Origin of the sequence: Pseudomonas sp. FFUP_PS_473, from assembly GCF_002858665.1 — a bacterium.
Classification (GTDB): Bacteria; Pseudomonadota; Gammaproteobacteria; order Pseudomonadales; family Pseudomonadaceae; genus Aquipseudomonas; species Aquipseudomonas defluvii.
The window spans coordinates 100,676-111,559 of the sequence record NZ_PJQQ01000020.1 but is presented as its reverse complement, the minus strand read 5'-3'; the positions used below and the strand labels follow the sequence as shown (position 1 = coordinate 111,559).

The following is a 10,884-nucleotide window of genomic DNA, read 5'->3' as shown; positions in this document are numbered from 1 at the left end:
GCTGACGACTCATGGCACCTCCTATTTGGGCCTCATTATGAGGCTTGGAGGTGTCTACGAAACCAGGGGCGATTCACCAAGGTCGCCAGACTAGGAGCTAAAGGATCGCTGCGACTACTCCTCATCCCTTACCGAAAAGTCACGCGTCGGTCGTAAACGGCCCTTTCCAGGCCAATCAACTTTTGTGATTGGTGAGTAGGGATTTCTCGGCTTTTCTGTGAAAAGCACCCCTTCATTTCACAAAAAAAATGGCGAAGATTCCAATTTCACGGGGTCTGGCCTATCACCTATTTTGTGAACCTACATAGCTGTAGGCTCACAAATAAGTGACCGGCCAGAACCAGCCCTTCAAGGTTGGTAGGCCAAGAGAACGGCCCGCGTAAGCGGGCTTTTCTTTTTACGCCTGAAGTCTGTGGCGAGGAAAATTCCCCCTCCCCGTGCTCCGTTTTAGCGAAGCTCACATTTCTGTTGCGGGAAGCCTAACCGCTAACTCACGCCTACCTGAGGTTGAGGTCCGGCTGCGCGAATGGCGGGTGCGCAAGCCGGGCTCCTCGCTTGGGTGCTGCACAGCGCCGTTCAGGCCTGCTCCAGCTCCCGCCAGCCTCCGGTTACGCGCTGCTCCAGTCGCGCCGGACTGCTATCCAGGCGCAGCAGGTTCAGCCAGCCGTGATCGACTAGGTTGCGCACCACCTCATGCTTGTCGATCACGCTGTCGATCATGCTCCGCGGCGCCTCGATCACGACGCTCAGGCGCAGCGGCCGGTGCACCCAGTGCTCACCGTCATGCAGCGACTGGCGTGACAGGCCGATGCGCAAATCGCCGCCGTTGCCCTCGAACACGCCGATATGCCCGCCCACCACGTTATGCAGCACCTTGTTGCCGCTGCCGAAGCGCAGGTTGTCGGTGGTCGAGGTGAAGTACTGCAGGTTGATCCAGTGCGCCACCACCATCGGCGCGGTCATGATCAGTTCCAGCACTTGGCCCTCGCCATCCTGGCGCCAGTAGTAGTCGTGCAAGAAGGCGCGCCCTTGCAGATCCACGCCACGGGTGCGCGCGCGCGGTGCGGCTATGAATGCCGCGTTGCCCGCCAGCCCCCATTCCGGGCGGGTTTGCGCCCAGTCGCGGGCGCGGCGGCGAAGCGTAGCAAGCAGCTTCTGCGGACGATCCGCCAGGGCCGCCAGCCCCAGTTGCGAGGCCCGTTCGCTGCGCACCCGGAAACTTGCTTCGTCCAGCGCCTGGCGCACCCGCTGCCAGGCAGGCTGCAGCGCGGGCGATAGGCTCTCGGTGGCGAACACCTGCACTTCGTCGGTGCTGGTGTTGTGCAGTCCGGCGAGCACATGGCAGTGATAAGGCAAGTCCAATCCCTGCTCGCGCAGCGCCATGCGCACCTCTCCATCGTTCAACAGGTCGGCGAGTAGACGGGCGTTGACCTCGCCGCTCTGGCCGCAACAAGCGCCGCAGTCGAGCCCCGCCGCCTGAGGGTTGTTGGCGCTCTGGCTGCCGTGCCCGAGTAGTACCAGTATCGGCGGAACCGTTGCGCCAAGACCCATGGCGCGAAGGATACGAGCGGCCAGCTCTGCTTTCTGGGTCGGTGTCAGTGCCGGCAGTACCGGCCTGAGTTGTTGCCACTCCGCTCCACGCAAGGCAGCCCGGTGCGCCTCGCCACGGTCCCGGAGCAGCCCCCAAGTGCGGCCAAGCAGCGCGCCGGCATAGCCCAATCCGACGCTTTCCACCAGGGTGAAGGTCGAAGCTGGCAGGCGTTCAAACAGGCGCCAGCGCCCACTTCGTGCAAGGCGAGCCTTACGCAGCTGCGCCAGCAGATCGTCCTGTCGCTCATCACCGGTGCTATCGCCGACCTGCAGTTGTGGTGCGAGCAGGCCGGGCAGTTGCGGTCGCGTGGCAGCGGTCCCCAGTGGGGTGTAGGCGATGGGCAGGCCAAAGAATCCGGCGAAACCTCCGGTTTCCAGCTCTGGGCAGACTGCTTCCAGCGCACGGCGCAGCGGCTCGGAACGCACGTCGATGCAGAAGAACAGCTTGGCCAGCGGTGCCTGTACCGGTGCAGGCGCCAGGGGACGGCACAGGCGGCGCTGCAATTGTTCCTGCCAGGCCAACTCATCGGCCCGCTGCCACAGTTGCAATGCCTGCCAAGCTGTTCCGGGCGACTGTAGACGCCCCTCCTGCCAGGCCGCTCGCCAGCTGTGCCAGCGGCTTTGCGGCTCTCGCTGACGGTCGTCCACCAACCATTCCCAGGCTGCACGAATGGCCAGCAGATCCAGCAGCGTGTCGTCGTCATTGCCCTGCAGTCGCGCCTGCCAGCCCCGATAGGCGCACCAGGAGGCCCAACCGATGCTGCGTAACAGCAGGCAGTCGAACCATTCCTCCCATTCATCGGCAAGCAGGCCCAGGTGCTGCACGGCCGCCTCCAGCGCTACCTGCGGCGCATCCGGTAGCTCTGCGATGCGCTCGCTGAGACGTGGGCAGGCGCTGAGTACACTCAGGCCCCGGTCCTCCAGGAGGGTCGCACGCCAAGCCCGGTAGAGCCCGCCCGCCTCGCCCGGCCGCCAGTCGGCTTGCTCCCGATCGAACCAAGCGGCACAGCACTGACCGATCTGCTGTGTGATCAGCACCGGCCAGCCCGGCAGCGGCAGGCCAGGTTCGGCCATGTCCTCCAGCAGTGGCAGGCTCCGGGCAGTCGCTGGCGGGCCGTCCAGGGCCTGCACTAGCTGCGTCGGGGTGAAGTCCTGCACGGTCTCGGCGAGGGCCTGGCGCAGGTGGCGATCGGCGATACGCCCGTCTCGCCAGGCCTGCCGATAGTCGTCAGGTCCCAGCGTCAGGCGGCTGCCAGCACGCCTCCAGAGCTGTTCGGCGACTTCGTGCCAGGGCTGCCCGCGGCGTTCCCAGAGCGGGCTGACCGCGATCATGCGGTCCAGCGGCCAGGTCGGCGCAATGCGCGCGCATGCTTGCCGGGCTACCGCAATCAGGGCATCTCGCTGAAAGGTGGCAAGGGGTTCGAGTGCGGTCATGGGCAGTCTCCGGCGAAGGATGGGGTGGGCTGGGGCTTGCGTACCGGCCACAGGCGGAAGGTCAGGCGAGTGAAGTGCTCATCCAGGTAGAAACCGGCAAAAGCCAGGGGATACAGCCGTCGGGCCAGTGCACCCTGCGGGCGGGCAAGGATCCAGGCCTGCAGCATGTAGAGTGCAGCGAAAAGCAGCAGCGCCAGCAGGGTCAGGTACGGTGGATGAACCGCATGCGCCGGGCTCGTACCGAGGATCCAGGCCGCGGCTTGGTGCCAGAGCAGGTATGCCCCCAGTAGCAGGCTGAAAATGGCTAGCCCGTAAAGCTTGGCGCCCTGGCGTAGTAGGGCCCATGGCGCCAGACCGATGGCGAGGATCACCAGGGCCACCTGGGGCAATGAGTGACCAGGAAGCAACCACTGCCAGGCCCCCTGTACCAGCAGCAATCCTAGAGCCGCCAGTAGCAGGGCCAGCAAGAGCCCGCCCAGGCTGATCGGGTGGGATGGCGGCTGTAGTGCATGGTACCGCGCCTGTGTAACCGTCTCGCCCGCAGCCAGGAAAGCGTGCGCCTTGTAGAGCGAGTGTGCCAGCAGGTGCACCAGGGCGAGCTCATAGAGCCCCAGACCGCACTCCAGCAGCATGAAACCCATCTGCGCGCAGGTGGACCAGGCCAGGCGGACCTTGATGCTGATGCGTGTCATCATCACGAGGACGGCGAGCACTGCCGTGAAGCCGCCGATTGCTACCAGCAAGGTCTGAGCGGGTACTGCGGCGGAAATCAGCGGCGCAAAGCGCAGCAACAGGAAGCCGCCAAGGTTGACCAGCCCTGCATGCAGCAGCGCCGAGACTGGGGTGGGCGCTTCCATCACTTGGATCAGCCATCCATGCACCGGCAGTTGCGCGGACTTGAGAATCACTGCCAAGGCCAGCAGCACGGCTGCTAGTTGCAGGTCCCAGCCAAGGGCACCGGAAGCCTGCAGCCGCATCGTGACGTGTTCGAGAATCGCCTCCATGCTGCTGCCGTCAGCAGCGTGCACCAACAGCAGGGTGGCCAGAAGCATGCAGGCATCGGCTAGGCGGCTGGCCAGGAACTTCTTGTGCGCCACCACCAGAGCCATTGGGCGGTCGCGGTAGAACGTGAGCAACTGGTGCAGGCACAGGCTAGAGATGATCCAGGCGCCAACCAGTAGCAACAGATCATCGGCGGTCACCACCGTGGCTACCGAACTCAGAGTGCCCAGCAGTGCCAGGACATAGCGCCGCTGGCCCGGTTCTCCCTCTAGGTAGCGCCGGGAGTATTCGATGATGACCAGCGCTAGCAGACTCACCAGCCCGGCCATCGCCAGCCCCAGGCGGTCGTTGTCGCGTCCATCTATGGCGGCTTGCAGCCAAGCGCCCAGCACCAGGATCAGCCCCACGTGACCTGCTATGCGGGCGGGCAACCAGAAGCGCGTCGGGGTACGGCTGCACGTCGTCGGTAACAGCGCCAGGGCATAGACCCAAGGCAAAAGCGAAGCGAGGTGGTAAAGAATGGTTGGCATGGGAGCTTCTCCATGGCGAGTCGATGGCGATAGTCTCCGGTAGCACTTGATCTATGAAAAATAGATAGATCAGAATCTATCGTTCCCTTTTTAAGAACAAACCATGCGCCGATTGAACTTCCACCACCTGCACTACTTCTGGGCCGTGGCCAAGGAAGGCAACCTCACCCGCGCCGCGCAGTTCCTGCACGTTTCGCAGTCGTCCCTGTCGACCCAGATCCGTGCTCTGGAGGACCAGCTCGGACACCCGCTGTTCATCCGTTCTGGTCGAAGCTTGCTGCTGACCGAGGCGGGCCGGATGGCGCTGGACTACGCGGATACGATCTTCGCCCTCGGCAGTGAGCTGCAAACGACTCTTCTGAGTAGCCAGCAGGCCAGCCAGGCGCTGCACATTGGCGCTGTGGCAACCCTGTCGCGAAATTTCCAGGAGAATCTTCTGCGCCCATTCCTGGGCCGAAAAGATCTGCGCATAACCCTCGAGTCCGGGAGCCTGGACGAGTTGCTGGAGCGCTTGGCGTTACACAAGCTGGATGTCGTGCTGACCAACAAGGCCGTCAGCGCCGACGCCCAGCGCACCTGGCAATGCCGCCTCCTGGATCGTCAGGCTGTGTGCTTGGTCGGGCCACCACGCAGTGCAGGACAACCCTTCGACCTGAGCCGCGACCTGAACCGTGCGCGTCTAATCGTTCCGGGCCGCAGTAGCGATATCCGCAGCCAGTTTGAGGTCTACTGCAATAGCCACGCCTTTACTCCGATCATTTGCGCAGAAGTCGACGACATGGCCATGCTGCGCCTCCTGGCTCGCGACTCGGGGGATCTCGCCTTGCTTCCGGCGGTCGTGGTGCAGGATGAACTGAAGAGCGGCTCGCTCCAGCTCTACGCGGAGGTTCCCGAGATTGCCGAGCAGTTTTTTGCCGTTACGCTGCAACGACATTTCAACCTGAGCATCCTTGACGAACTGCTGCGTAGAGACTGAAGAAATTTGAGTGACGTTAGCTGCGGACGACTCGGAGGTGGAAGAGGATGCAGGGCAAGTTTTGCACGGAGCGTAGAAGCCGGCTGGGTGTCCGATTTGATCAGACCACTACACCGGCTCGTCTTCTTCAGCGTTTCCTCAGTCCTTCAGTGGCTTTTTCAGGTAGTAACGCTGGTGTCCAGGTGGGCAGTCTTCCAACACGCCCATCACCTGGTAGCCCTGCTTCTGATAGAAGTCGGGTGCTTGGAAGCTGTAGGTATAAAGAAAAACGCCCTGGCAGCCCCGGCGTCGTGCTTCTTCTTCTGCCCGCTTCAACAAGTTGCGGCCCAGGCCGTGGCTGCGCAGGGTGTCGTTCAACCAAAAATAGTCAATGTAGAGCCAGCCCATTCCACTGTGGCCGAATAGGCCGCCAACGACCTGGCCGCTGCTATCGCGGGCATAGAGCTGGAAATCCGCATAGGTATAGGGGCCAATCTGCCCCACATTGAAGTGTTCCAGGCCTTGGCGCACTACCGCCATGGCCTCGGCGTCAGCACCCAAGCTGAAGCTGTAAGTGTTATCCGTCATACACTCTCCTGTGTGGCGTTTTTGGGAAGAACAAATACTCTCATGGCTGCAAACGCTTGTGGTGATGAAACTCCCCTCCTCAACGTCTGCCGGTTGCCCGTGAGTACAAAGCAGATGATCTGCTAATCTCGTGAATAGTGACGTAAAAGGCCAATTCTCTGAATTGGCCTTTTTTGTGTGCGTTCGGAAATCAAATTCCCTCAGCACGCCTGCCAGGGAGGGTTTGCATTTTTGAGGTCAGGTGCTGCGAAAATGCAGCAGCGGGGGGCGTTTTCTCGCTGAGAGCCTTGGTCTTTCTGCTGCTTGAGGTTGGCATGCATTGTGCGCATCTAGCCCCGAGCCCATTTCCACTGTTCGGACGCACACATGTCGCTTATTCAAACCCTCGCTGATCGGGGTGCCCTACTTAGCTGCACGGTCTGTAAAAGTGGACGCATGACCAACGTCTCTTCGTCGTTGAGTGACCAACTCGGTTACTCACCGGTAGAGATGCAGAACTGCAGCATCGAAAGCATCTTCACTGCTGAATCCACGCACCTTCTGCGTAAACTGTTTTCCTGCCCGCCGGCAGATGAAAAGCTGAGCAGCCTGGCGCTTACGTTCATCCGTCACAGCACAAGCCTGTTTCCCGTGCTAGCCAGCGGCTTCCTCGAATGGCGTGACGCCGACGCTCCCAGTATTCACCTCGTGTTTATACCGCTGGGCTCGTTGAGTCACCGCTTGAGTGAACTGCAAAACGCCAACGAAGTCATGACCCAGATGCTCTACAGCGCCAAGGTGGCGTACTGGTGCATCGAGTTCGCTGAAGCGGTGGACATTACCCAGACACCCGATGAAGTCGTCCGTCAGGTGTTCGAAAACCGCTCTTACTGGCGCATGTGTAACCGTGCCATGGCGGATGTTTACGAGATGCCGGCGGACGTCGACTTTAATCAGCAGCCGGTGCGGCTTTACTGGCCGCGCAGCCCGGCCAACGAAGAGTTCGTAAGGCGCCTGGTGGAAACCGATTTTTGTGTCGACGGCGCGCTTTCGGTGGACCGCCGCCACGATGGTTCCCCTGCCTATGTGGAGAACGATGTCCGTGCCGCCATCCACGACGGTCGCCTGTTGCGTATGTGGGGCAGCATCCGTGACGTCAGCCAGGAGCTGCGTATGCAGCACGATGCTGAGCAGCGTATCGATGCCTTGCGCCGGGTCTTCGATGCGGTACCGGACGCTGTGCTGGTGATCGACGAAGAGTTGCAACCGCGGTGGCGTAACGCCGCCTTTGAGCAGGCCTTCGGTATCACCCAAGGTGCGAGCATCGCCCACGCCCTGCTCGACCGGTCACTGCCTGAACGCACCTGGCACAGTCTGCACTTGATCAATCTCAGTGGTCACCTGCAACTGTTCAATGTCCACTGCTCGCGCATCCTCATGCAAGAAGGCGTGGCCTGGAAGGTGGCAGTGCTGCGCGCTGCGGAGCGCACTATCCAGCACAACGGCGAGCTGCATCCATGATCGAGAAAAGTCTCTTGCCGCCCCTGAAGATGGGCATGCGATCTTCGGTCAATGTCAGCAGCGAAGTGCTTTCCGCGCTGTTGGAAACCCCTGCGCTGCACGCCCTGTTGGACAGCTTCAGTGAGGCAATCATCCTGTGCGATGGTGAGTCCCGTGTGCGCTTTCTCAATCTTGCCGCGGAGCGGGTGAATCGCCTGTCTCGAGAAGACGCAATCGGCTTGCCCAATGCCGAGTTCTTCCAGCGTTCGGCCGTGAGCTTCGATGATTTCCAGCAAGCTGTTGGACGTGGTGGTAACAGCGCTTTGACCCGCTCCCGCGATGGTCGCATGTTCCTCACCAGCACTCAGGCGGTTCCCACCGGCGCTTACGAAAAGCCCTATACGCTATTGGTGCAGCGCGATTTTGAAGGCCGTGAGAGCCCTCGTCGCACGTCGCAGCAGGCGTTCGCCCCTGCGGAAAATAATGGCCTTGGCGATCCACAGGACAACGCCTTGCACCTCTCGCCGCTGCTCTCCAGCATCGCCGACACTGGCGTACGTGCATTTCGCCGCCGCGCTCGCTTGCTTCTGCTGGGGGAGCCTGGTGTTGGCAAGACCGCCATTGCCCGGCATATCCACCGCGCTGCGGGGTGGGGCGACCGGCCCTTCATTCACGTCAACTGCGGCAGCATTCCGGAAAGCCTGTTTGAGTCGGAGATGTTCGGCTACGAGCGCGGCGCCTTCACGGGTGCCCTGCAGAGTGGCAAGCGTGGCTATATCGAAAGCGCCTCAGGGGGCACCCTGTTCCTTGATGAAATTGGCGAAATCCCTCTGCATGTCCAGGCCAAGCTGCTCAAGTTCCTTGAAGACGGCAGCATTCAGTCGGTCGGCTCACCATTGAGCAAGACGGTACAAGTCCAGGTGATCGCCGCCACCAACAAGGACTTGCGGCGGCTGGTCGAGTCCGGCGAGTTCCGTGCCGACCTGTACTACCGCCTTGCTGTGCTGCCGGTAGAGATCCCGCCACTGCGCCAGCACCTGGAAGACCTGCCAGTGCTCATGGACATCCTGCTGATGCGCATCAACCGTGACCGCCAGCCCACGCTGCGGTTGTCCGGCGGTTGCCGTCAACGGCTCCTGAGCTATGACTATCCGGGCAACATCCGCGAGCTGGTGAATATTTTTGAGCGCTTGGCTGTGCTGGCTGATGACGAGGCCAGTGAACAGCATCTGCCACCGGAACTGCTGGGGCTGATCGCACCGATTTCCATCAGGCCAACGACTCCACGCCAGGAAATGGATACAGAGCTGCCAGCCGACGACGAACTGGGCGAAAGCCTGAAGGCGCAGGTTCAGCGCTATGAGCGCCAGCTCATTCTCCAGGCAGTCCAGAGCCAAGGCAGCAAACGCAAGGCAGCCCAGCAACTGGGCATTGATATCGGTACCCTGATTCGCAAGCTGCAACGCGATTGATTTTCCCGGCACAGGGATGTGCCGTCTGCTGCAATTTTCCCCCTCCGCTGCCTCCAATACCGCTGCAAGAATGCCTACGGCACACGCTATTTTTGCCTACGTTCATGCCTGCGAATAATAAAAATCCATAAATTTCAGTGACTTAAAAATTGGCACAGCATGTGCAATATCAGCCTGCAACCCATCCAGCTGATGGGTCATTGCATCGATGCTGAATGCCCTATCGGGCATTGGCGGTCCTGGAGGTAAAACAACAATGCTGATCACAGGTATCAAGAGTCGGCCGGTCTATGACCAACTGCGCCCCCTGCCGGGTGGAATCCGCCACCTCGTCGCAGGCCAGGGTAGCGGTGGCCGCGCCATGCTGCGTCTGCTGGACGAGATGTCCGAGCAAGGCATGCAGACCACTCTGCTCTATTCACAGGAATCCTTCTCCGGCCTGGACTACCTCGCCGAACTGCAGCAGCGGCAGGTCGCCGAGCTGCGTGTGTACCCCAGCAATCATGAGTTGGTGGCGGATCTGGAGCGCATCCTGGGCAATGCCCGCATGGGCACCCGGCTCTACCTTTCGGGCTCGGAGAGCTTCATCGGTACCGCCATGCAGGTGGCCACCCACTACGACATGAACAGTGACGAGGTGCTCCGCGAGCATGCCGGGTCGTTCGTCCGTCGTATCTGGTGCGTGCACTGCGACAGCTACACCGAGAACGTCACCCAGCGCGTGTTCCAGTGCCCTGGCTGCAACGCAATGTTGGTGGTGCGTGACCATTACTCCCGCCGTCTCGCCGCCTTCCAGGCCGTGAAGGCCGACGCCGAAGTCCCCGGCGAATTGCCAGAAGCAGAGGAGCTCGACACATGAGCTTGAGCAACGGAACCCTGAGTGTGCGGGTTGCCCGCATCGAAGCCGTCACACCGGAAATCAAGCGGTTTACCCTGGTGGCCACCGATGGCGCGCACCTGCCGCCCTTCTCGGGCGGCAGCAACGTGGTGGTGTTGATCCCTCACGAAAACGGCACCTACCGCAATGCCTACTCGCTGATGAGTTCGCCGTACGACTCCAGTGCCTACCAGATCGCCGTGCGCCGTGTTGACGAAGGGCGTGGCGGTTCACTGCGGATGCACGAAGCCGTGAACGAAGGTGATGTGCTGGAAATCCTGCGCCCGGTGAACCTGTTCCCGCTGAGCAAGCATGCTCGTCTGCACCTGTTCATCGCCGGTGGTGTCGGCATTACCCCGGTCTGTTCGCAACTGGCCGAACTGCGTCTGCGTGGCACGCCGTTCGAGGTGCATTTGGCCGTACGCGGTGCCGAGCACGCACGCTTGGGCGAAGAGCTGGTGCGCGAGTATGGCGATGCCGTACGCCTGTATCGCAACGATATCGGCCAGCGTCTGGATATCTCGGTTGTCGTCGCCGCTCGCCCGCTGGGCAGCCACCTGTATGTGTGCGGCCCTGAATCCATGATCCAGGATGCCATCGACAGTGCCCATGCCCAAGGCTGGACCGATAGCCACATTCACTACGAGCGCTTTCTAGAACAAGGCAGTGTCGGCGAGGCCTTCAGCGTTACCTTGGCGCGCAGCGGCGCGACCATCGAAGTGTCGCCTGACCAGAGCCTGCTGGAAGCCGCGGAAGCTGCCGGCCACTCGATTCCTTACCTGTGCCGTGGCGGCGCCTGCGGGGAGTGCGAAACCCGCGTGCTCGAACTCGACGGCGAAATCGTCCACACCGACGACTGGCTGTCCGACGAAGACAAGGCCGCCAACACAAAAATCATGCCCTGCGTGTCGCGTGCCAAGTGCTCGCGGCTGGTCATCGACTGCTGAACGGAGAACC

The 10,884-nt window shown here is 61.6% G+C and carries 8 protein-coding genes; 5 read left to right on the top strand and 3 right to left on the bottom strand.

The features are described 5' to 3' along the window. Positions 1 to 576 precede the first annotated feature (576 nt). Positions 577 to 3,024, bottom strand: coding sequence for a YbcC family protein (locus CYD26_RS15455; RefSeq protein WP_102053021.1), 2,448 nt, complete (start codon positions 3,022 to 3,024; stop codon positions 577 to 579). Further along, the gene (locus CYD26_RS15450; protein ID WP_102053020.1) at positions 3,021 to 4,556 is read right to left on the bottom strand and encodes an NADH-quinone oxidoreductase subunit L; all 1,536 of its coding nucleotides are present in this window, start codon (positions 4,554 to 4,556) and stop codon (positions 3,021 to 3,023) included. The genes CYD26_RS15455 and CYD26_RS15450 overlap by 4 nt, the downstream gene beginning before the upstream one ends. A gap of 103 nt (positions 4,557 to 4,659) precedes the next feature. Here CYD26_RS15450 and CYD26_RS15445 point away from each other — a divergent pair, with 103 nt between their 5' ends. Continuing rightward, positions 4,660 to 5,532, top strand: a complete 873-nt coding sequence (locus CYD26_RS15445; RefSeq protein ID WP_102053019.1) for a LysR family transcriptional regulator — start codon at positions 4,660 to 4,662, stop codon at positions 5,530 to 5,532. 138 nt (positions 5,533 to 5,670) lie between these two features. Here CYD26_RS15445 and CYD26_RS15440 read toward each other — a convergent pair whose 3' ends face one another. Next, the gene (locus CYD26_RS15440) at positions 5,671 to 6,099 is read right to left on the bottom strand and encodes a GNAT family N-acetyltransferase (protein WP_102053018.1); all 429 of its coding nucleotides are present in this window, start codon (positions 6,097 to 6,099) and stop codon (positions 5,671 to 5,673) included. Between the two features lie 435 nt (positions 6,100 to 6,534). On the opposite strand from CYD26_RS15440, the gene CYD26_RS15435 reads away from it, so the two are divergent. The 4 genes from CYD26_RS15435 (at position 6,535) to CYD26_RS15420 (ending at position 10,874) form a co-directional block, all read left to right on the top strand. After that, positions 6,535 to 7,599, top strand: a complete 1,065-nt coding sequence (locus CYD26_RS15435; protein ID WP_256587546.1) for a PAS domain-containing protein — start codon at positions 6,535 to 6,537, stop codon at positions 7,597 to 7,599. Further along, positions 7,596 to 9,050 carry a sigma-54-dependent Fis family transcriptional regulator gene (locus CYD26_RS15430; protein WP_065760507.1) on the top strand — a complete coding sequence of 485 codons (1,455 nt, stop codon included), beginning with the start codon at positions 7,596 to 7,598 and terminating at the stop codon, positions 9,048 to 9,050. Before CYD26_RS15435 ends, CYD26_RS15430 begins: the two co-directional genes overlap by 4 nt. A gap of 256 nt (positions 9,051 to 9,306) precedes the next feature. Beyond that, positions 9,307 to 9,909, top strand: coding sequence for a dimethylamine monooxygenase subunit DmmA family protein (locus CYD26_RS15425; protein ID WP_099773215.1), 603 nt, complete (start codon positions 9,307 to 9,309; stop codon positions 9,907 to 9,909). Next, a complete protein-coding gene (locus CYD26_RS15420; RefSeq protein ID WP_099773216.1) occupies positions 9,906 to 10,874 on the top strand; it encodes a PDR/VanB family oxidoreductase in 969 nt (322 codons plus the stop codon). The genes CYD26_RS15425 and CYD26_RS15420 overlap by 4 nt, the downstream gene beginning before the upstream one ends. Positions 10,875 to 10,884: the final 10 nt, after the last annotated feature.

Bases quoted from the DNA above. Each gene is read 5' to 3' on its own strand.
- CYD26_RS15445 (WP_102053019.1), top strand. From the start codon at position 4,660: ATGCGCCGATTGAACTTCCACCACCTGCACTACTTCTGGGCCGTGGCC.
- CYD26_RS15455 (WP_102053021.1), bottom strand. From the start codon at position 3,024: ATGACCGCACTCGAACCCCTTGCCACCTTTCAGCGAGATGCCCTGATT.
- CYD26_RS15440 (WP_102053018.1), bottom strand. From the start codon at position 6,099: ATGACGGATAACACTTACAGCTTCAGCTTGGGTGCTGACGCCGAGGCC.
- CYD26_RS15450 (WP_102053020.1), bottom strand. From the start codon at position 4,556: ATGCCAACCATTCTTTACCACCTCGCTTCGCTTTTGCCTTGGGTCTAT.
- CYD26_RS15430 (WP_065760507.1), top strand. From the start codon at position 7,596: ATGATCGAGAAAAGTCTCTTGCCGCCCCTGAAGATGGGCATGCGATCT.
- CYD26_RS15425 (WP_099773215.1), top strand. From the start codon at position 9,307: ATGCTGATCACAGGTATCAAGAGTCGGCCGGTCTATGACCAACTGCGC.
- CYD26_RS15435 (WP_256587546.1), top strand. From the start codon at position 6,535: ATGACCAACGTCTCTTCGTCGTTGAGTGACCAACTCGGTTACTCACCG.
- CYD26_RS15420 (WP_099773216.1), top strand. From the start codon at position 9,906: ATGAGCTTGAGCAACGGAACCCTGAGTGTGCGGGTTGCCCGCATCGAA.